Origin of the sequence: Bradyrhizobium sp. SZCCHNR1053 (assembly GCF_032381235.1) — a bacterium.
Taxonomy (GTDB): Bacteria; Pseudomonadota; Alphaproteobacteria; order Rhizobiales; family Xanthobacteraceae; genus Bradyrhizobium.
Genome location: NZ_JAUHJM010000001.1, coordinates 430,040 through 451,430 on the forward strand (window position 1 = coordinate 430,040; position 21,391 = coordinate 451,430).

At 65.1% G+C, this 21,391-nt stretch carries 17 protein-coding genes and 1 tRNA gene; 4 read left to right on the forward strand and 14 right to left on the reverse strand.

From position 1 onward, the window contains the following. Positions 1–21: 21 nt before the first annotated feature. Genes QX051_RS02045 through QX051_RS02060 form a run of 4 tightly spaced genes read right to left on the reverse strand, consistent with a single transcriptional unit; the run spans position 22 to position 10,040 of the window. Positions 22–813, reverse strand: a complete 792-nt coding sequence (locus tag QX051_RS02045) for a phosphatase PAP2 family protein (protein ID WP_315774834.1) — start codon at positions 811–813, stop codon at positions 22–24. Next, positions 814–2,556 (reverse strand): glycosyltransferase family 39 protein, encoded by a 1,743-nt coding sequence (locus QX051_RS02050; RefSeq protein WP_315774835.1) that lies wholly within the window; start codon positions 2,554–2,556, stop codon positions 814–816. Positions 2,557–2,607: 51 nt separating this feature from the next. Continuing rightward, positions 2,608–4,824 carry a penicillin-binding protein 1C gene (gene pbpC, locus QX051_RS02055; RefSeq protein ID WP_315774837.1) on the reverse strand — a complete coding sequence of 739 codons (2,217 nt, stop codon included), beginning with the start codon at positions 4,822–4,824 and terminating at the stop codon, positions 2,608–2,610. Beyond that, positions 4,821–10,040 (reverse strand): alpha-2-macroglobulin, encoded by a 5,220-nt coding sequence (locus QX051_RS02060; protein ID WP_315774838.1) that lies wholly within the window; start codon positions 10,038–10,040, stop codon positions 4,821–4,823. Before QX051_RS02060 ends, pbpC begins: the two co-directional genes overlap by 4 nt. A 473-nt stretch (positions 10,041–10,513) precedes the next feature. On the opposite strand from QX051_RS02060, the gene QX051_RS02065 reads away from it, so the two are divergent. Beyond that, positions 10,514–10,590 (forward strand) — tRNA-Arg (locus QX051_RS02065). A gap of 271 nt (positions 10,591–10,861) precedes the next feature. Then, the gene (locus QX051_RS02070) at positions 10,862–11,302 is read left to right on the forward strand and encodes a hypothetical protein (RefSeq protein ID WP_315774839.1); all 441 of its coding nucleotides are present in this window, start codon (positions 10,862–10,864) and stop codon (positions 11,300–11,302) included. A gap of 44 nt (positions 11,303–11,346) precedes the next feature. On the opposite strand, the gene QX051_RS02075 is transcribed toward QX051_RS02070, so the two are convergent. After that, positions 11,347–11,730: a hypothetical protein gene (locus QX051_RS02075; RefSeq protein WP_315774840.1), complete on the reverse strand. Its 384-nt coding sequence runs from the start codon at positions 11,728–11,730 to the stop codon at positions 11,347–11,349. Positions 11,731–11,851: 121 nt separating this feature from the next. Then, positions 11,852–12,691 carry a DNA adenine methylase gene (locus QX051_RS02080; RefSeq protein ID WP_315774841.1) on the reverse strand — a complete coding sequence of 280 codons (840 nt, stop codon included), beginning with the start codon at positions 12,689–12,691 and terminating at the stop codon, positions 11,852–11,854. Positions 12,692–13,011: 320 nt separating this feature from the next. On the opposite strand from QX051_RS02080, the gene QX051_RS02085 reads away from it, so the two are divergent. Next, a complete protein-coding gene (locus tag QX051_RS02085) occupies positions 13,012–13,785 on the forward strand; it encodes a DUF3800 domain-containing protein (RefSeq protein ID WP_315774843.1) in 774 nt (257 codons plus the stop codon). 33 nt (positions 13,786–13,818) lie between these two features. Here the strand turns inward: QX051_RS02085 and QX051_RS02090 are convergent, their stop codons facing one another. The 4 genes from QX051_RS02090 to QX051_RS02105 form a co-directional block, all read right to left on the reverse strand. Continuing rightward, positions 13,819–14,103 carry a hypothetical protein gene (locus QX051_RS02090; protein WP_315774844.1) on the reverse strand — a complete coding sequence of 95 codons (285 nt, stop codon included), beginning with the start codon at positions 14,101–14,103 and terminating at the stop codon, positions 13,819–13,821. An 83-nt stretch (positions 14,104–14,186) separates the two neighbouring features. Next, positions 14,187–14,654 carry a hypothetical protein gene (locus QX051_RS02095; RefSeq protein ID WP_315774846.1) on the reverse strand — a complete coding sequence of 156 codons (468 nt, stop codon included), beginning with the start codon at positions 14,652–14,654 and terminating at the stop codon, positions 14,187–14,189. Beyond that, the gene (locus QX051_RS02100; protein ID WP_315774847.1) at positions 14,654–15,025 is read right to left on the reverse strand and encodes a hypothetical protein; all 372 of its coding nucleotides are present in this window, start codon (positions 15,023–15,025) and stop codon (positions 14,654–14,656) included. The genes QX051_RS02095 and QX051_RS02100 overlap by 1 nt, the downstream gene beginning before the upstream one ends. 62 nt (positions 15,026–15,087) lie before the next feature. After that, positions 15,088–16,026: a glycosyl hydrolase gene (locus QX051_RS02105; RefSeq protein WP_315774848.1), complete on the reverse strand. Its 939-nt coding sequence runs from the start codon at positions 16,024–16,026 to the stop codon at positions 15,088–15,090. Between QX051_RS02105 and QX051_RS02110 the strand changes: the two genes are divergently transcribed. Next, positions 16,025–18,211, forward strand: a complete 2,187-nt coding sequence (locus tag QX051_RS02110; RefSeq protein ID WP_315774849.1) for an acyltransferase family protein — start codon at positions 16,025–16,027, stop codon at positions 18,209–18,211. The genes QX051_RS02105 and QX051_RS02110 overlap by 2 nt on opposite strands. A gap of 6 nt (positions 18,212–18,217) precedes the next feature. Here QX051_RS02110 and QX051_RS02115 read toward each other — a convergent pair whose 3' ends face one another. From QX051_RS02115 to QX051_RS02130, 4 genes are all read right to left on the reverse strand, one after another. Next, on the reverse strand, positions 18,218–19,660 hold the full coding sequence (locus QX051_RS02115) for a hypothetical protein (protein ID WP_315774850.1): 1,443 nt from the start codon (positions 19,658–19,660) through the stop codon (positions 18,218–18,220). Next, entirely contained in the window at positions 19,660–20,043 is a 384-nt protein-coding gene (locus tag QX051_RS02120) for a hypothetical protein (RefSeq protein WP_315774851.1), read from the reverse strand. The genes QX051_RS02115 and QX051_RS02120 overlap by 1 nt, the downstream gene beginning before the upstream one ends. Before the next feature lie 85 nt (positions 20,044–20,128). Continuing rightward, positions 20,129–20,362, reverse strand: coding sequence for a hypothetical protein (locus tag QX051_RS02125; protein ID WP_315774852.1), 234 nt, complete (start codon positions 20,360–20,362; stop codon positions 20,129–20,131). After that, positions 20,359–21,390 carry a hypothetical protein gene (locus tag QX051_RS02130; protein ID WP_315774853.1) on the reverse strand — a complete coding sequence of 344 codons (1,032 nt, stop codon included), beginning with the start codon at positions 21,388–21,390 and terminating at the stop codon, positions 20,359–20,361. The genes QX051_RS02125 and QX051_RS02130 overlap by 4 nt, the downstream gene beginning before the upstream one ends. Between the last annotated feature and the right edge of the window lies 1 nt (position 21,391).

Genomic DNA, 21,391 nt, shown 5'->3' on the forward strand with positions numbered 1-21,391 from the left:
TGGGGCCCGCTATCAACCCCTTTAGCGCGGTACGATTTGGCCGTCCTTGCCGAGACGAAAGCCGAGCCGACGAACTGCGAACCAGTAGCGGACGAGCATGGCGCAGGCCAATCCCACCACGGCGCCGGCGACCACGTCGCTCGGATGATGCGCCAGCAGCACCAGCCGACTCAAGGCGATCACGACGGCATAGATGAACATGGGAACGCGCAACCGCGGCCAGATGGCGGACATTGCAAAGGCCAGCGCGAATGCCGTCACCGCATGCGCGGACGGCATGCTGAAATAGGCCGGCGTGCCGTTGAACGGGTCGAAGTTAAAGGCATTCGCCTTGCCGCCGACGAAAGGACGGCCGCGGCCGATGACGTATTTCAGCACTTGGGCAGCAAGTACCGCGCTCAGCACCGCGAAGAAGGCGTATTGAACGCGGGTCGCGAAATTCAGCAGACGGCTGCGGCTGGCTTCCGGCCACAGCGGCGCAATCAGGATCGTCGCGACGACGCTCACGGCCAACAGTCCCAGCACGTATTCATCCTGACCGAACTCGGTGATGATCCGCACCGGCCAAAGGCTCGGTGTTCCCCGCGCCGGCATCAGCCCGATCTCGTAAGCATCGAACGCGAACATCAGCACCAGGACCACACTCAGGCCGATGGCGCCGAGCAGGAGAAGCTCGCGCCCCAGGCGTTGCTGGCTCGCGGCCTCCGGCGCCGTTTGCGGCTGGCGGACCAGCCGGCCGAGCGAGAATTTGCCGACCAGCGCGAGCTGGGCGAAATAGCCTGACGATCGCGCGGGGCTGTCGGGCGCCGACATCTATTCGGTGCCCTCCGAGCGATAGATCGCGATCGAGACCGGACGGCCCTGCGAGATGTTGTAGCCGTCGATGCGCTTGGCGACGTTGTAGCGCAGCCCGATCGCTTCGGCCCGTTGCACGAAGGCGCGCTCGGTGCGCTGCTCGACCAAAGCAAAGCGGCAGGTGCCCTGGCTGAGGAAGTCGGCGGCGCCGGAGCCGTCCGTGAGCTGCGTCGACGACCCCGTCATGAAGACGAGGCTCGGCTCGTGGAAGCCTGCCGCCGCCGCCTTCGGCCCGACGCAGACCACGTTGCGGAGCGCGCGCGCAATCTCCGCGCTGGGAAACAGCGGCGTCAGCGCCGGCAGCACGGCGCCGTATACCACGAACGCCAGGAACATCGCCGCCACGCCGGCATTCAAGAGCGAGCGCTCGGCACGGCCGTCGTCATAGAGCCACCAGGCGAACAGGCCGAAGATCAGCGACGCCGCGACGAACGGCCAGGCCAGGAACACCGGCTGGTGCGTGACGATGATGGCGCCGATCACGGCCACCACCGAGGTGATGGCGGGAATCGCAAACCACCAGGCGGCGCCGCGCCGCAGCCAATTGCGCGCCAGCACCCGCCGCTCCAGCGCGCCCACCGTGAGGATCGCGATCGCCGGATACAGCGGCAGCACATAATGCGGCAGCTTGGTCAGCACCGCCTCGAACACGATCCAGGACGGCAGCAGCCAGGCCAGCAAGAACTGCGCCCCCGGCTCGCGCCGCGCGCGCCACACCGCAGGCGCCGCCATCGCGGCCAGCGGCGCGCCGGGCCAGAAGGTGATGAACAACAGCAGCAGATAGAGGCCCGGCGGCGCGCCATGCGACTCCTGGGCGCCGATCTTGCTCAGCATGTCGCCGCCGACGGAGTCGGCGAAGAAGGTGTCGCCGGCGCGCAGGAAGATCAGCACGAACCAGGGCAGCACCAGCACCAGCATCCACATCAGTCCCCACAGAGGGCGCAGACGCGATAGCCAGCCGGCACCGCGATCCATGATCGCCAGGGCCACGATCGTCAGTCCCGCGAACATCAGGATCAGCGGGCCCTTGATCAGGATGCCGCCGGCGAGCGCCGTCCAGAAGATCGCGGGCGGTCCCCAGGGCGGATGCACCGGATCCTCGCCGCGCTGCCACGACAGATAGACGCGCGCCAGCGCACCCATGGCAGCCACCACTGTGAACAGCAGCATCGCGTCGGTCTTGGCGAGCCGGGCTTCCACGCCGAGCAGCACCGAGCAGCACATCAGCAAGGCGGCGAACACGGCGCCGCGCCGTGTCACGAAGGAAAGCGCGGTCCAATAGGTCAGCAGCACCGCGCCGATCGCGCCGATCAGCGAGGGAATGCGGTAGACCCAGATGCGCAGCTGCGCACGCGGCAGACCGATCGCCGACGCCATCTCGACCGCGGCCGATTGCAACCAGTAGATGCCGACGGGCTTCTTGTAGCGCACGTCGTCCTGGAAACGGATGTCGACGTAATCGCCGCTCTCGACCATCTGCTTGGTCGCCTGGGCGAAGCGCGCCTCGTCGCGATCGATCGGCGGGATCGTGAAGAAGCCCGGCAGGAACAACAGCAGCCCGCAGACGAGCAGGAACGCCGCCGCCCTGGTGTGGCTCACGGTGACGGCATCGATCATCCGCACCAGCCGATTGCCTGGATTGACCAGGTTCTTCGGCTCGCGCGGCTCTCCAAAACGGGGGCGGGCATAGGTCTCGACCATGGGGTTCCGAATACGCTGAAACCGCCATGCCGACAACCGCTTAGCGAACCCTCACTGGATTCTGACCACAACTGTGTCCGCAGCGCCCGTGGCATCGATCACGGTGAGGCGGGCAAAGCCCGGCCCGGGCGGATCGATCAGGCGCTGGCGGCGGCTATCGATCTCGCCGACGGCCAGTCCATTGACCAGCATGGTCAGCGGCAGCACGCCGCCCGACACTTTCACCGGCATCACCGATGCCTCGCGTCCCGCGGATCGGTCGACATCGATGCGCGAGCCGTTCAGCGGGAACTGGATGTGCGGCGCCTGTTCGGCGCCGGTCCGCACCAATTCGCCGATCGGCCGGAACCGGCGCAGCGGCAGCGGCAACTTTGAATTGCTGGCGACCAGTGCCCCCTTGGGCGGCTTCGGCAATGTTGCTGGCAGCTTGCCGCTGCGGGCAAAAGCGTCGAACAGGATCGGCGCCGCGGCGACGCGACCGATCAGGCCGGGCACCGGCGCGCCATCAGGCCGGCCGACCCAGACGCCGATCGTGACGCGGCCGTCGAAGCCGACCGACCAAGCGTCGCGATAGCCGTAGCTGGTACCGGTCTTGAAGGCGATCCGGTTGCGGGCTGCGTTTTCCGGCGGCGGCGTCCCCAGCAGCACGTTGCCGACCTGCCAGGCGGCCGCCGAATCCATCAGCCGCATCGGCTCGCGCGCGTTATCCTGCGCGCCGTCAGCCGTCATGATCTCGCGTAGCGGCTTGGTGGTGCCGAGCCGCGGAAAGCCCGAATAGAGCTGGGCGAGGTCCTGCAAGGTCACGCCGACGCCGCCGAGGCCCATGGCGAGGCCCGGCGCCTCGTCCTTCGGCAGCACCAGGTTGCCGCCGGCCTGCTTCAGTCGCGACGACAGCCGACTGGCGCCGACACGATCGAGCAGCACGATAGCGGGCACGTTCAGGGACAGTTGCAGCGCCTTGCGCACCGGCACCGTGCCCTGGAACGTCATGTCGAAATTCTCCGGCGCATAAGAGCCGAAGCGCACCGGGCGATCCTCGATCAGGCTTTCCGGATGGGCGAAGCCGTCCTCGAAGGCGAGCCCATAGATGAACGGCTTCAGGGTCGAGCCGGGCGAGCGCACCGCGCGGGTCATGTCGACCTGCCCTGCCCGCTTCTCGTCGAAATAATCCGCCGAGCCGACATGGGCGAGCACGTCGCCGCTGTCATTGTCGATCACGATGAGGCCGACCGAGATGTTCGGTCCCAATGCGATGGCACGGTCGCGCGCCAGCGGCTCCAGCACCTTCTGCAGCGACGCATCGAGCGTCAGGCGGATGATCGGCTGATCCTTGACGGCCGCCGAGGCCTGGTCGGCGGCATGCGGCGCCAGGATCGGCATCGGCTTGCGGAAGGCCGGAACAGCTTGCGCCTTTGCCTGCGCCGCGTCCTCGGCGGAGATCACGTTCTCCGACACCACGCGGTCGAGCACGCGGTCGCGGCCGCGTCGAGCGGCCTCGGGATGCCGGTCGAGCCGCCGCGTCTCCGGTGACTGCGGCAGCGCCACCAAGAGGGCCGCTTCCGCCAGTGACAGCCGCTTCGGCTCCTTGCCGAAATATGCAATCGAGGCGGCGCGAATGCCTTCAAGATTGCCGCCATAGGGCGCCAGCGTCAGGTAGAGATCGAGGATCTCGTCCTTGCTCAGCTCTCGCTCGAGCTCGAGCGCGCGCACGATCTGCCGGAGCTTGGCATGCAGCGAGCGCTGCCGCCGCGGCTCGAGCAGCCGCGCCAGCTGCATCGTGATGGTCGAGCCGCCGGAGACGATGTGGCCGTGCGAGCCGAGCTGGATGGCCGCCCGCACCAGCGCGCGCGGATCGACGCCGTGATGGTCGAAGAAGCGCTGGTCCTCATAGGCCAGCAGCAGCTTCAGATAGGTCGGATCGACGTCTTTTTTGGCGCTGACCGGCAGCCGCCACCGCCCGTCCGCCATCGCATAGGCACGCAGCAGCTTGCCGTGGCGATCGACCACGGTGGTCGAGACCGCCTTAGCTTCCTGCAGCGGCAGCGGGCCGAGGGAGATGGTCCAGGCGGTGATGGCGACGGCGACCGACGCGACCAATGCGAGCGCAATGGCGAACAGCCGTTTGACGCCCCACCCTCTCCTGCCGTCATGGCCGGGCTTGTCCCGGCCATCCACGTCGTTCGGAGCGCGCGGAGCGACCGGGCATGGCGGAGTGTGGAGGTCCGTCTTGCCACCCAGCTCACGATCGCTCGTCCCACCCTCGCTCATTTGGCCGCGCGGACCTCCACCGAGCCCGTGCCCGTCCGACCATAGCGCGAGGGATTGTACATGTCCTCAACATAGGCCTGCGGCAGCACGTATTTGCCGGGCGACACCGCGCGCACGACGTAGGCGACCGTGAACACCGACTTGGAATCCGCGGCGCGGTCGAGCGCGGCGGTGAAGCGGTCGTCGCGGAACTCGGTGTTGACCGGTTCCTGGCCGTCCTCGATCCAGTCCAAGGTGCCGCTGTCACCCGACGACACCAGGTGCGGATTGTCGATCTCAAGCCCCGCCGGCAGATAGTCCGACACCATGATGTGGCCGTACTCCGGCTTGGCCTCGGTGACCTTCAGCACGACAGCGAAACGGTCGTTCTGCTTCGCGGTTCTGATATCGGCCGGCTTGCCGTCGAGCGTGTAGTAGCCGCGCTCGATCTTGAAGCCGTTCGACGCGGCCGGCTCCGGCGTCAGCGGCGAGCCGGAGACCGAGACCACTGCCTGCACCGGCGCATCACCGGTGTTGGTGATCTTCAGCGGCTGACCTGAGAGTTCCGCCGCCTTGTAGCTGCGGTACATCGCCTGCTTTACGGCCTGGCCGTTGACGTCGAGCGTCAGCGTCTCCCTGGCCATCGCGCGCGCCGCCAGCACCATCCACGCATTCTCCTGCGTCGAGGTGTACGGCGTCAGTCCGCGCGCGGCCTCGACGCGCGCCACGGCTTGCGAGAGCGTCGCGCGCGGCGCATTGCCCTCGCCCGCCAGCGACACCAGCGCTGCCGCATCGCGCAGGTCGGAGCCGTAATCGGTGCGGCCGAACACCAAGACCGGCTTCGGCGCGAGGCTGTCGGCCGCGGCGGCATAGACCCGCTCGGCACGGGCGCGGTCACCGACCAGCGCCAGCGCCGCGGCAAGCTGCGCCTTGGCGATCGGGGTGGCGAGATTGCCGAGCTTGGTGTCGGCGAGATAGCGCAGGTCGCCGATCGGCGCCGCGCCATTGCGCGCCAGCACGTAGAGGCCATAAGCGAGATCGCGGCCGCCCGTCTTCTCCGGCTCCTCGGCATTCACCACCGAGTTCCTGACGCGGTCGAGCGCGCTCTTGAACAGCACGTCCGGCACCGCAAAGCCCTTCTCGCGGGCGCGGGTCAGGAAGTCCGTGACATAAGCATCGAGCCAGGGATCGTCGCCGCCCGACGACCACAGGCCGAACGAGCCATTGGATCCCTGCCGCGCCAGCAGCCGGTCGATCGAGTCGCGGATGCGCTGGTCGACCTCGGTGTCCATCGCCAGATGCGCGCCGGCCGCGAGCTCGTTGACATAGAGCAGCGGCATCGCGCGGCTCGTGATCTGCTCCGAGCAGCCATAGGGGTAGCGGTCGAGCGCCTTCAGGATGGTCGCCGCATCGAGCGCGGTCGACAACCCCGCCGACAGCGACACCGTGCCGGTGCCCGCCACGAGATCGGAGAACATGTCCGATGTCAGCGTCAGGCTTTCACCCTTCGCGAGTGTGCGGATCGAGCGACGCGCCAGCACCTGGGTCGCCGGCTTCACGTCGAACTGATAGTGCCGCGCCAGCGAAAGCCCGTTGGGGCCCTTGATGTCGACATCGAGCTGCGCCTGCCCGGTGCCACTGGCGTCCAGCGACAGGGTCGCCGACGCCCGCTGCTTGGCCGCGAGCTTCATCGTGACGTTGGCATTGCCGGACACCTTGACCGGACCGCCGGCCTTCACGCTGACGACATAGTCGCCGGGCGCACCTTCGACATTGTCGACATCGAACGACAGCGTGCCGCGATCGCCTGACAGGAGGAAGCGCGGCAGGGTCGCGGTCAGCACCACGGGATCGCGCACGGTGACGTCGACATTGGCGCGGCCAACCTTGGTGGCGCTCCACGCCACCGCCATCACCCGCGCTGTGCCGGCGAACTCCGGAATGTCGAAGCTGACCTCGGCAGTTCCGTCGGGCCCGACGGTGACGATGCCCGAATACAGCGCCAGCGGCTTCTGCGTCGGTGGCGAGCCCTGCAGCTCGGCGCCGCCAGAGTCACCGCCAGAGCGGATCTGGCCGCGCGTGCCCTGCATCCCGTCGATCAACTGGCCATAGAGATCGCGGATCTCGGCCGAGAGCTGGCGCTGGCCGAGATAATAGTCGTCCGGCGCCGGCGGCTTGTAGTTGGTGAGGTTGAGGATGCCGACATCGACCGCCGCGATGACGATCTTGGCGTCCTCGCCGGGGTTGAGCCCGCCGATCTTGACCGGAATCTTCAACGCCGAGCCCGGACGCACCAGCGCCGGCGGCGTCAGCGCCACGTTGAGCGTGCGCGCCGACTTGTCGATACCGAACCAGGCGACGCCGAGCGCACGGCCCGGCATGCGCTGCGCGGCCGTATCGAGCGGACGGCGCAGCGTCGTCACGACATAGGCGCCAGTGCCCCAGTCCTTGCCGACCGCGAGCTTGACCTGGCTGGTGCCTTCCTTGACCTCGAGGGTCTGCGTCGTCAGCAGCCGGTCGCCGAGCACGTTGACCGTGAGCTTGCCGGCGGTGCGCGCATTGACCGTCACCACCATGGTGTCGCCCGACTGGTATTGCGGCTTGTCGAGCGAGGTCTCCAAGAGATCCGGCGTATCGGCGCTGCCATCGGTGTACCAGCCGACGTCGAACTGCAGCGACGTCACCGGACCGTCGGCATCCGCCGACTTGACGTCGAGGCGATAGCGCCCGGCCTCCGGCAGGAAGCTCAGCCGCGCCGGCTTGTTGGCCGCGATCGTGACGTCGCCATCGCCGATCCGGCGCGTCGACTTCACCGGCTCGTACTCCCAATAGGAGTTCTGCCGGTACCACTGATAGCGCGACTCGATCTTGAGCAGCTCATAACGCAGCCCATTGCGCGCCAGCGTCTTGCCCTCGGGCGAGACGAACACGACGTCGAACTCGGCCTTCTCGCCCTCGCCGACGCTCTTGCCGGAAAACGACGGCTTGATGCCGATCTGCGCGGCCTTGGGCGCCACGGGGAGCACCAGCTTGCGCTCGACGGCCCGGCCGCCGGTCTCAGCCATCCGCACATAGATCTGCGCCTCCTGCGGCCGGCTGGAGGACGGCGGCTTGGACAGGCTCACGGGGAACGTCGCTGCGCCCTTCTCATCCGTTTCCGGCATGCCTTCGATCGGGGTGCGCTCGTTGGAGGCGCTCTCCTCGTCGGCGACGCCGAACTGGTAGCCCGGCAAGCCCGGCCGCTCGGAGGCGGTCGTCACCAGCAGGTCGCCCTCGAGCTGCAGGCCGGAGGCCGGCGCGCCGTAGAGGAAATGGCCGTCGACCTTCACCTCCACAGGAGTCTCAGCCTTGATCTGCTTGTCCTTGGACGACAAGTCGAATTCCAGCCGCTCGGGGACGTAGTCCTCGACCATGAAGGTGGTCTCGCCGACGGACGCCCCCTTGGGATCGGTGAAGGCGCGCACGCGGTAGGTGCCGGTCGGCACCGCCGAATTCAGCGCCACACTGAACGACCGCCCGCCGGCACCCTGGTCAGGCAGCACGGCGCGGCGGAACTCGACTCCATCCGGGCGCTCGACCACCAGCGTCAGCGGCGTGCCGGTCATGGCGTTGCCCTTGCCGTCGCGCAGCAGCGCCGTGAGGTAGACGGTCTCGCTGGACCGGTAGACGCCGCGCTCGGAATACACGAAGGCGTCCGGCCCGGCCGGCGCCTCGCGGCCGGACACGCCACGGTCGGAGAGATCGAAGGCGGTCGTCTTCAGGCTGAGGAAGGCGTAGTCGGCTTTCTCGCCGACCACCGTCAGCATCGCCGGCGACAGCCCGCCCTCGCCCCGCGCCAGCCCCGTCTCGAAAAGCGCGTGCCCGGCCTCATCGGTCCTGCGGGTCGCCAGGACCTCGTTGTTGCGCGCCACCAGCCTCACCTCGGCGCGCGCCACCGGATCGGTTGAAGCCAGCGAATTGACGAACACATGGATTCCGTCATTGCCGGAAAACGAGGCGACGCCGAGATCGGACACGATGAACCATTGCGTGGCGAGCTGGCCGCCGCTGTCCTCGTCATTGCCACTGGTCGGGCCCTTCGGCGCGGCCGTCATCACATAGACGCCGGGCTGCATGTCGCTGAGCGCCTGATCCACCGGAAAGGCGGTGGTGACGTCCTGGTTCAGGGTCATCGCGGTCGAGAGCTCGCCGCTCCACACCTTCATGCCGCGCTCATTGCCGAGATCGGTGAGCTGGTAGCTCGACAGCGGCCGCTGGAAGTCGCTGTCGATGACGGTGTTGATCAGGTTGCGGTCGCCGATCCGGAAGACGTTGATGTTGACGGCGGGCGTGTTGACGCTGACCAGCGGAATGCCCTTCTGGCCGGTGCGCGGCAGCACATAGGCCTTGCCGGTGAAGCGCACGAACGGCTTGCGATCGCGGACATAGATGTTGAACTCGGCCGATTTCGGCAGGCTTTCCTTCACGCCCGACGGCAGCCCGGCTCGCAGGTTGATGTTGTAGCGCTCGCCATGCTTGAGGCCTTCGACGCAGAGCTGCTTCTCCTCCGAGGTCAGCGCCGGCTTGTCGGTGCCGGCCTGGGCCACGAACGGCGAGAAGTCGGTGCGCTTGGCGAGATCCTCGGAGAACTGGAAGCAGGCCCGCGGGCTCGCCGAGTCCGAGTCAACGGTATAGTCGAGCAGCTTGAAGCCGTGCTCGTCGCGCATCCGCTCATACTGTCCTCGGACGTCGGCGATCTCGCGCAGCTCGAGCGACATCCTGAGCGTATCGAGCGCCGGCCGCCACAGCTTGCGCTCGGCCATGGTCTTGCCGAGCACGGCGAGCGCGTCCGCCTCCTCGCCGGCATTGCCGGCGCGCTGGTAGGCGATGTAGGCCGCCGTCGAGGCGCGCTCCAGCAGGAAGGTCTGCTCCGACGAGTTGATCGGCTTGATCTGGTTGAGCACGGTGCGTGCCAGCCGCAGCCAATTACCGGAATCATCCGGGGCCACTGTGGCGATCTGTCCGAGGATTTGCAGACCCGTGCGCAGGTCGTTGCGGCGCAGCGCAGCATCGGCGTCGGTGCGCAAGGTCGCCAGCGGCTTGTTGACCGCCCCCGCCTCGCTCTTGATCTGGGCCTCCAGCTTGACGGCGGCGTCAGCCAGATCGTCGCGCTTGAACGCCTTGTCGGCGGCATGGGCGGCCACGAGGCCGAGCGCCATGATGGCGCAGAGGGCGACGGCGCGAACCAGACCGATCATGGGACAGCTCCTTGGACGGCTCTTTGAAAGTTCTCTGGAAAGATTTCCGGACAGGTCCTGGCGGTGCACGGATCGACGCCCGTGTTTGGCCGATTGGTGGCGAGAATGGACGCGATATGGTGACGGACTGATGGCAAGAGTTGTAGGGGCCAAGATAGCGACCCGTGGCCTTGGCTGCCATCGGCAGGCGGCCGCGGCCGGGAAAATCTGTTCATCAACGGCAATTCACAGGACATGGCATACCGGCAAAGGCCGCGGCAGCCGTTTGACCAGCGCCGCTGACGCGCGAACGGGCCCTTGATGACCTCCTCCGCCTCCGCTTGGTCGCCGCCGGCCCGTGTCCGGTTCGGACGGTCTTGGCGAAACGGAAGATTTTTCATATGACCCATGCTATGGGATGGCCGTACCTGCGGGGCTTCGCCTCGGGGCGTTCATCCCGTGACGTCCGCCCGTGCCGTTCACGTCGCGACGACGGTCCCATAGCTCAACTGGATAGAGTAGCGGATTTCTACTCCGCGGGTTGCAGGTTCGAGTCCTGCTGGGATCGCCAGCTAATTTCTGCGGAAACCCTGCGATAGTAGGCGTTTCTAGGCGCATCCGCGTCGACGAGCTGGACAGTTCCAGCGAAACAAAAGCGGACCAGAGTGGACATTCCGGGACCGATGAGGACCGATTTTCCCGGAAAAAGTCCCGGACTTGATCGGCAGCGCCGGCAACAAGAAGTCGCTGCGACAGCCACTCGGGAGAGCTAGTGGCCTGAGAGGGTCTACCCCCAAGTCGTAGCGGCTTCACTTCCCAGCCGGGTGCTGGAATCATGCCGTATGAGCACCCTCACCCGACGCCGAGACCCCGATGCGCGCGACGAATGCTGGCGCATCTATTTCGGCGACGTAAAGGCCGGCACGATCTCCAAACGAGTCGGCAACCCCTGCGGCACCCAGGAATGGCAATGGTTCTGCGGCTTCTATCCCGGCAGCCATCCCGGCGAGCAGGCGGTCGGCACGACGTCGACCTTTGAACAGGCCCGCGAATCGTTCGAGGCAGCGTGGACCGACTTTGTGTCTCGCCGCTCGCCAGCGGATTTCGAGGCTTGGCGCCGCCATCGCGCCTTCACCGCCTGGAAATATGCGATGTGGGACGCCGGATGCCGGATGCCGGCCCAAAGCAGCACAGGACGCTCGCGATGCTTCTGTGGGGCGCCGATCGACCTCCGCACGGCCGAGTCCCACATTTATGCATGCCACATGGCGAGGCCACGATGAGCGTGACGCACGTGGCCAGCGGGAGGATGTGGCGGCTTAACGCATCACCCCTGCGGTTTCATCCCGAGGCGCTCGCCGCACATGCTGCCATACGCCCCCATCACGCCGAGAAGGCCCTCACCGGCGGTCCAGTCCTCCGTGTTGAGCTGCTCTATCACCCCGGTGGGCGAGGCGATGATGCTGACCTTGCAGGCGTAGGTCTTCGCGCTCCGATCGCTGGTCAAGGTGGTTTCGGTCGCCAGCTGCCAGACATAGGACGATTGACCGCTGTTCATCCGAAAGCTGCTGGTCGGCGGGCCCCACTTCATCACCAGCGTATCGACGTTCTTGCCGACGTATTCCTGCCCGAGGCGCGCCCGCACCTCTGGCGCCGACGCGGCGCAGCCGCCCAGACTGGCGCAGAGCGCCAGCACCCCCAAGGCACGCATTTCAATTCCTCCAACCTACTATCACTCAAGCGCACCCCTTGCGGGATTGCAATATCGTCATGGGCCGCCCCCTGCGAAGCCGATCACTGCCACCGACGGTGCGAGCAGGCGCCCACACTGCTCAAAACGATAGCAGATCACGTATCTTCGGTAGAGGCTCGGCCGACGGCCCCGTCACCAGGATCTCGGCTACGTCCATCCATTTTCCGGAGATCGTGTACCGCGTCGAAACCGGCTCGATCGCGAATCTGCCGAATGCATCGCGCGTCTCGGCGACATCATTGACGGACAGCATGAACCGCCCTCCAATGGTCGCCAGCCGGTCCGCGAGCCTGGCAAAATCAGCCCGCGCAAACACACCGGGGCCGTAGTCCGCTTCCGATCCCCAATAGGGCGGATCGAGATAGAACAGAGTGTCCTGCCCGTCATAGCGATCGACGAAGTCCGACCAGGCCAGACATTCGATGACGACGCCGGCCAGGCGCTCGTGGATTGCCTCGAGTTGCGGTCCGAGCTTGGTCACGTCGAAGCGGGCTGCTCCGCTTGGTTCGACGCCAAAGGCACGACCAGCCACCTTGCCGCCAAACGCCAAACGCTGCAGGTACAGAAACCTGGCCGCACGCTCCAGGTCGGTCAATGTGTCGACGTTGCACGCCGCCAAGCGCTCGAACTCCGCCCGGGATGTGATCTGGAACTTCAGTGTCTCCAGAAACTGCGGATAGTGTCGCTGCAGGATCCGAAATAGTGTCACGACGTCGCGCGAGACATCGTTAATCACTTCCCGGCGCGGCGCCCAGCGTCGCCGAAAGAACACACCACCCATGCCGACGAACGGTTCTGCATAGGTCTTGTGAGGCATCGCTTCGATGCGGCGGGCGAGTAGCTCTCCCAGGCGGCGCTTGCCGCCAATATAAGCCGCGGCTGGACGAACGGGACCTACTTCTCTTTTTTCATCGCTCATTCTGAAACAGCTCAACGATTTCGCAAGCCCCGTCGCGCCATGGTGGCGCCCGGCGGGCCGGCGCTGAGCGATTGGTCGTCGGACGGGATTGGTCCAAGTCTGGCCCCGTGGTCAGGAGCGCTGCAACGCTCCTACCCCCGCCACAATAAAAAGGCCCGGCGAAGGAGCACATCCTCGGCCGGGCCAGGTTGCGGGCAAGATGTCGAAAGACCCACGTCCTCTCTCACTTCCTACGTCCGCATTCTAGGTGTACTATCCTTACCTACGTGCCGAACGCTACCTGTGCACGTCGCTAGCTTTAGCCTCGACGATGGATTGTCGTGTTAGTCTGCTATTTGGACGATAGCGGCAAGGACCCGCAGAATCGAGTAACGACCGTTGCGGGCTATCTGGCCCGTGATAAGGCATGGCAGGCCTTTGAATCGGAGGTGGAGCCGATATTCAAGAGGCGGGGGGTGACAATTCTTCATGCCAAGGATCTGGAGTCGACCAAAGGGGAATTTGCCGGCTGGAGGGTGATACAAAAGCAAACCTTCGTCGCCGAGATCAGCGCTGTGCTGTCGCGTTATGCAATGCTCGGAGTCAGCATGTCCTGTGTCAAAGAGACTTATGACAAGCGAGCAAAGGAAAGCACCAGGAAGAGAACCTCCCGCCCTTACACATTCTGCATGAATGTCATCATCGACTGGATTCTACGAGATATTCGGACAGGCCGGGCGGCTTGGAACGAAGGTGTAGCTCTGATCGTCGAAGCCGGCCACGAAAACAATCCAGAGGCTGAACAGAATTTTCATAAGATCATCGAACAACATGATCTGGGCGCTGTACTCCGTTCGATCAGCTTCGTTTCCAAGGAGCACAGCCGCGCAATTCAAATGGCCGATCTTTTTGCCTTCTATACGCGGCGGGACTCAAATGCGTTGGAGCGCTCGACGCGACCTGGCGGCAAGCCGCATATCCCGGAGCAGATGCTCAAGATCATCACCGAGAAAGGCGCGTTTCGAGGGTTCGTGGCGACAGACTTTGAACCGCAGTCGCATGATCTATCCCAAACGCCATTTCACCGGCTTGGGATTCGTGAACCGCCCTATTGAAGCGCCAATGCTCATCAATATGCGCTGCAACAATCATTGCCGCTGCAAAGGCAACCGCTCTAGCTGACGCACTCGGGCTTCGTGATCGGACAAGCTCTGCTGCTGCGCCGTCAACTGCTGCCGCAGCGCCTCGATCTTTCCGGACTGCTCGATCTGCACGATCCGGATCTGGTCAAGCTTGTCGGCGACTTGATCCATCGATGAGACCACCCGATTGCCGATCGAGAACCCGATCGGCAGCAAAATTGTGGTCGCGACGATCATGCTGGCCCGCGACCACGCCTTGAGGAGCACGCTGTCGACGAGCTTCTCGCTCACCGATCTGTCAGTCTTGTCTGGCTGGCTCACCTGTCAGTCCCGCTGTTGGCGTCCGTCACCGGACGCTCGCCCCGATGACGCACTCAACGCCGGAATGCTTTGGCGACGACGACAGCCGCCGCTGCCGGCGGCGCGACATAGAATAGCGCCTTGAAAACTTCGAGCTCGACCTCCTCCCATTTGCCGGGCAACTTCGCGACACCCCACGATCCGACGAGGTGCGGATCGAGAAGCCCGAGCAGCGACCACGGCGTGGAGTCGAGCACCACGAACCATTCGTGAAAGACGAAGCCGAGCCCGGACAGCATCGTGATGATGCCGAGCGGTCCCCACGCGCCCTCCGCTTTACGCGCCTCAAGGCGGGACTGATTGGCCGAGGTGACGGACTGCAGAAAGGAATGACCGAGCGAGACCGCCGCCTCGTCCTGCTTGCCTTCGCGTGCAGCCTGAGTCTCCTTGGCCTTGATGAAGGTCTGGCCGATAGTCGCAGCGAGGCCCGGCACCAGCGGCCCGAGAAACGATAGGATGAGTGCGAGAATGCCGGAAACCATCACTCCACCGCCTTGCTGATGGAGCGCAGACGCGCGACGATGAAGACCGCGGCGATGACGATGCCTGCGGTCGTGACCAGCGACGGATAGGCCTGCAGGCCGTCGAGGATCTGCTGCTTCAAATTCAGGCTGGGATCGCCGAGCAGCGCGGCCAAGCGGTCGATGACCTCCATCGCGATCGACGGCAGCCCCACCGCGTAAGCCGACGCGATCGTGGCCGAGCGGCCGCAGATCGCCCAGAGCTTGGCCCAGAAGCCATCGGCCTCGGCATAGAACGCCTTGAAGGTCGGCATCGCGCGCAGCACCGGCCGGATCGCGACGATGTAGAGCAACAGGAGCACGATGACAAAGAGCAAGAACCACAGCAGCATGGTAAGCCTCCTTTGAATTGCCGCCGCGGATGCGGACGGTCATGACGACGCCTTCTCAGACCTCAGAACCAGTTTGCGACGACGGCCGCGCGCTTGCGGGCCAGCAGGATCGTGGCGACCAGGGCGACGCCGAGCGCGAGGCCGATGACCGCGATCGACGCCGCGTGCGGCAGAGGCACGTGGACGCTCGATCCCTGCTTGGCCCCCTCGTTGCCGGCGCCGGCCGCGCCGGTCGCGGCGGCGGCGTTGCGCAGGCGGCGTTCTTTGGTGGTCGCAGCGTTGACGATGGCCTTCGGCGGTTTGGCGCTCGGCGGCGCGCCTGGCATCGCCTTGGCCACCGGCAGGATCCGGTCGACCGAGGCCATCCGCGCGATGATCGGATCGTTGCCGGCCATCAGATGGAGCCGGTCGGCCAGGCCATTGGAGCCGCCGTTCCAGAGCTTGACGCAGCCCTTGAAGTCGCCGGCGTCAGCCTTGGCGTTGAGGCCCTTCCAGTCCCAGAACGCGGCGCAGATCTCCGGCTGGAGATCGAGCTGCGACACCGCCTTCGGCTGGTCGACCGCCGGCACGCCGGTGCGCGCCTGGCAGGCTTTGTAGCCGTCGCGTCCGGTCCATTGCGGGCCGCCGCGGCCGATATAGGTCGAGCCGTCATGGCTGCCCGGCCGGTTGCCCATCCGGTTGCCGTAGATCTCGTCGAACGCCTGGAGCTGCCAGCCCGGCGCGGTGCCGAAGCGCGCGCGCACGGCTGCAGCCGAGGCGAAGCGGTTGGGCCAGACCTGCGCCATCCGCTCCGGCGTATAGGCCAGGCTCTCTTCGAGCCCCTTCAGCGCGAAGCCCCCGCATTCATGCTCGAGGTTGGCGAAGAAGTACGACAGCCGCGTCCGCGTCGCGTTGACGCCGACCTTAGTCAGCACGCCCTGCTTGGTGACGAAGGCCTCGATCACCGCTTCAGGCGCGCGCGGAAACACCGCGCGCAGGGTCTCGCGCGTCAGCTCGATCATGATTGGCTCCGATGTTGCGAAAACGGTGCAGGTCGCCGGTTCCAGTCCAGGACCGGTCGACTTCCCAGGGGTTGTGGTGTTAAGAGAGATCGCCTACCCGGCGACCGCCGGAGGCCGGGGCAAGGGGGCATCCGAGGTGCACGGGACGGACAAACACGCCGGCATCGACGGCCGGGTCATCAATCACGCAACTCATTATCGGCCCGATATCGACGGCCTGCGCGCCATCGCGGTGCTATCGGTCGTCACGTTCCACGCCTTTCCCAACCTACTCCGGAGCGGCTTCGTCGGCGTGGACATCTTCTTCGTGATCTCAGGCTACCTGATCACATCGATCATCCTGACCGATCTCGCCGCCAAGCGCTTCAGTCTGACGAACTTCTATGCGCGCCGCGTGCGCCGCATCTTTCCAGCGCTGATCGTGGTGCTGTTATTTTGCCTGATCGTCGGCACCTTCATGCTTTGGGCGGATGATTTCGCCCGGCTCGGCAAACACGCGGCCGCAGGCGCGGGGTTCATCGCCAATCTCGCTCTGTGGCAGGAGGCGAACTATTTCGATGTTGCTTCCGATACCAAGATACTGCTGCATCTGTGGTCGCTCGGCGTCGAGGAGCAGTTCTATCTGGCCTGGCCGGCCCTGATGCTGGTGGCGTGGCGTGGCCGCCTCAATCGCTTCGTGCTCATCGCCGCCGTTCTCGCACTCTCCCTGGCCTACAGCATCAAGGCGACCTCGACGGACCCGGTCGCGGCGTTCTACTCCCCCGTCTCGCGCCTGTGGGAGCTTGCGGCCGGCGCAAGCCTGGCGAACCTGATGCTGTTCTCGCCGCCGATCGCCGTCCGGATCGAACGCACGATCGCTACCGTTCTCGCCGGCCTCCTCTTTGAGCGCGGCGTCGACGCCGATCGGGCCTACCGCCATGTGCTGTCGACCCTGGGCATCGCCCTTGTCCTAGCCTCGACCGTCGTGGTGACCCGGCGTCACGAGTTTCCCGGCTGGTGGGCGCTATTTCCGGTCACCGGCACCTATCTCCTCATTCTCGCCGGTCCCGAGGCTTGGCTCAATCGATGGGCGCTATCCAACAAGGTATTGGTCTGGTTCGGGCTGATCAGCTACCCGCTCTATCTCTGGCATTGGCCCCTGCTGACCTTCGCCCGGCTCCATTTCGGCAACGTCGCGCCGCCGCCGCAACTCGTGCTGGCCCTTGTCGCAGCCTCCGTCGTGCTGGCGTGGCTTACCTATCAGCTCGTCGAAAAGCCCATCCGGTTCGGGCAGCGTGCGAGGAAGGCTTCGATTCCCGCCCTGGTGACAGCAATGGCCGCGATCGGCGCGTTCGGGATCGTCGACGTCCTCAGCAAGGGCTTTCCGGGCCGGCTCGAGCAGGACAAGGCTGCCTACGCTGACTACTTCAATGTGGGCTCACCGAGGCTGCAGGCTGAGTACATCAATTACATCTCGCAGAACCAGTGCAACTTCTACGCCTGGGACTCCAAAATTCCGACGATTGCTCCGCGCGCCGCCATTGATCCGAACTGCTATACTCGCCATTCCGAGCAGAGCATCATGATCCTCGGAGACTCGAACGCATCCGATCTATACTACGGTCTCAGCGAGATTCTTCCGAAGACCGTTTCACTGCTCTTGATCTGGAGTTCCGGGTGCCAGGTGAGTGAGGTGATCGAGCGCATCATCGATACCCATCACTGTCATATGGCGAACTATTTTGCGATGCAGCATATCAAGATCGATCCCCCGAAGGTGCTGCTGCTGTCATCGAACAATTCGTTCGACATCGCCTACATCCGCCAGTTCGCGAGGACCGTGAAAGGCTACGGCGTCAAGCATGTGCTCGTCTTGGGGCAACGGCCGCACTGGAAACCCTTCCTCTATAAGGTCGTTCTCGATAACTACTGGCCTGAGATTCCACGCTATATCAAAGGCCACCTCGATGATGATCTGATGGCCTTCACCAAAGCGTTTCAGTCGCAGATCCGACCTGACGAACCGTTCGAATTCGTCGACGAGATGAAGCCGTTCTGCAACGCGGAGGGATGCTTGAGCTATCTCGGCAACGACCCGAAAGAGGGTCTCATCACTGCGGATACTGTGCACTTGCGACCACACGCGTCGATCTGGCTGGCGCGGCAACAGCTTGCTCCGCTGATCATGAACCGCCTTGGCGAGTGATCCGAGCTAGTAGGCATAAGCGCCATGAGCGCCTGTAGCCGTGACACTCGCAGGCAGCGCTGTTCCGTTGTACTTGAAGGTATGCCCGTCATCCACCAGTATGTTTCCTGGTGTGCCCCAGGCCGCCGCGTTGCCCGTGATCGCCGTTCCGACCGTCGTGAGGCCCGGACCGTACAACTCCATGAAATTCGTGATGGCCATTCCGCCGGTCGGCTGAATGCCCGGGCCAAGTGAGATCTGACCGCCACGATCCGCCCGGATGATGTTTTTGAACGTATTGTTGAACGTCATGATGTTGAAGATGGCGAAGATGCAGGCGCCGTTATCGAGGTATACGCCGACATCGTTCGCTCCGCCGCCGCCATTGATGCGAACATTGGCAAAAACATCGACGACGCCATTTCCGTGCAGCTTGATGGCGGCCTTGCCGAAGACGTTGTTCTGCGAATTCAGCGTGACGTCCTGCATGATCAGCTCGGCATTGTCGCCGACCGACACGAGGTCCACGCCGCTGCTCGGCGATTGGATCGTAGCGGTGCCGCCATTTCCCTTCAGGTTGATGACGTTTGATCCAAGGCCCTGGCCACCGACGCTAAGCGTCTGCGCGAAGGTCTGGCCCGCCGTCAGCGCGATCGTGGATGACGACCCCTGCATATCCGAGTCATAGTAGATGACCGAAGCGGCGTCCTGAATGTTGACAAAGGCGCTCGCGCCTGACGCCAACCCATCGACCGTTCCGCGCGCACCAGTGCTGCCGGTGTCGCAGCAGAACGTCACATTCCCTTGCGCCCATCTCTGCTTCTTCGGAAACCAGTCCCAAACGGGTCCAGATCCGTCATTGGCACAGAAGATCTGGACATTTTGGCTGGGGTAGAGAATGAAGGTTGTGCCGTTCAGATTGATCCGCTTTCCGCGTCCCGTGCCGACGCCGGAATATGAATCCGTGTTGCGCACCATCACCGCGAAGTCCGATTGATAGCTCGACGCGGCGCCGAACGTCAGTTCGAAAAAGGCGTTATTTCCCACGTGCAGAGTCGAGCCGGCGTCGCCAGTCACAACCGAATATGCGGCGGTCTTTGCTAAGGTCTGTTTGTTGCGCCAGCCGGAAGCCGGGCTGAGCGCGGCAATGCTAATCGAGACAACCCGCCACACACCGTCGCCGAGCGGCAGTGCCCAGCAGGAATCGCCGGACGAGAACGTGTAGTTCTGCGATCCCGGCATCAGCAGCTTGGAGGAGTGCACGAAGGTCGGGCTGCCGACCAGATAGAGATGGATCGGCGGACCTTTGGGCCAGGTTGGCAGGCCGCGGACGGTGGCGGTGCCCTCGACCCAATAGGCGTCGCCCATGGCGCTTATGGCGAGCTCGGGATTCGAGGTGAGCACGCCGCCATAACGGTGCAGCGGCGGCAATTGCGGGGCCGCCGGGAACGACGAGGCGTGGTTGGTCATCAGAGGTCTCCGCCCTGCGCGAACACCTTGAACGCCTCGCCGTTGTGGGTGGATGCCATCAGCGACCAGCCGGTCGGCAGCACCAGGCCGTTGGCGAAGCTGACATCGTCCTCGAACACGGCGATCGTCGCCGACGGCGTAATGGCGGTCACCAGCCGCTCCTTGAGGAGATACTTGTTGGTGCCGTCGTTCAGGAAATACCGGATGACGCCGGCCGTCGTGGTGCCCGAAGCGACGGCACGCAGGCTGTCGATGCGCGAGCCCGAGCCGCCGGCGCTGACCACCGTCACCAGCGTGCCGGTGCCGTCGCGATTGGTGTTGGCGGCCGAGAGCGCGGCCTGCCAGGTCTTGGGGGTGCCGACGAAGACGGGAGCGGATGCCATGGGGATGAATTCCTTGGTGGGGGATGGATGGCTGGATCAAGCCCGGCCATGAAGGGCAAGAGAGAGAGCGGGCAGTGACCGCCGATCAGGTACAGGTCGACCACTGCAAGTAGCTGTTGGCGCCGGCGCTGACGCCGGCGACGGCGGCAGTGACGAACGCCTCGCTGGCCATCGCCACCTTGTTGCCGGCTCCGGTGCCGAGCATTACGACCACCCGCTGATTGTCGGTGTCGTAGACCGGCTCGAATTGCAGGCCGTTGTAGGCGCCGATCTGCGCCGCCGTGCCGTAGCCGAAACCGAATTGCGTATGCGTCGTCATGCGATGGACCCACAGCTGAATGTTGCGATGACGGGATCGGCAATCGACCCCATGCTGAGGACCGGCACGCTGGCGCCGATCGGCGTCGGCCCGGCCCAATCAGCCGAGGTATTGGAGGCCTTCACCCAGAGCCGGAACGGCGACACGTCAGTCTGCAGGAAGGCATAGCCGGTGGTCTGGCCGTCATAGGTGGCGCGCTCTGCCAGCGTGCCGGATGCATCGTAGCTGAGCCCCTGCCCCTGCAGTCCTTGGACGCCCTGGGCACCCTGCGCGCCCTGCGGGATGCCTAAGGCGAGGCTGGCGGCCGAGGACGTGCCGAGATTGGTGACGGTCGCGTTCGAGCCGGCCGGCAGGGTCGTGGTCGAGCTGATAGTGATCGTGGCGGCCGTGCCGGGCGCGCCCTGAGGCCCCTGACTGCCTGGGTCGCCCTTGCCAGCGACCAGGTCCCAGAACAACGGGTTGCTCTCAGGCGGCTTGTTGGTACTCGGCGCTTTGGCGATGTAGCTCGAGCCGAGCCGCGAGACCATGTCGGAGGCGATGTAATCCGTGACGCTGTCCCAGGCGCCGCGGTTGGTCGAGGTGCCCGCGGGATTGCCCTGGGCTACCCAGACGCCGGCGACCTTGAGCCACAGCTTCCACAGGCCGGTGTTGGTCTTGAGCGCATACTGCCCGTCCTCGCCGATCGACGGATCCGGCGCCTCGCCCGTGACAGCATAGATCGTCCCCATGCCGTTGAGGATTGCGACCAGCGCGGAGACGTCGGCCATCGCCTGGCCGCCGGCGAAGCGCAGCGGCGAGCGCTGCACGATCTTGTAGGCCGTGCCGGCCGTGACCGTGGTGTACGGCCAGGCGTCGATGACGAGATGCGTCTCATCGGTGACGTCCTCGACGATGACGGTGTGGCCGGCGATGACGATGTCGTCGCCGGCGCGGACGTTGACGCCGGACCAGATCGTGCCGGTGCCGTCGATGACGGTCGCGCCGTTGGCGACCGCCACGGTGCCGGTCGAATAGCTCGGGAATGCCATG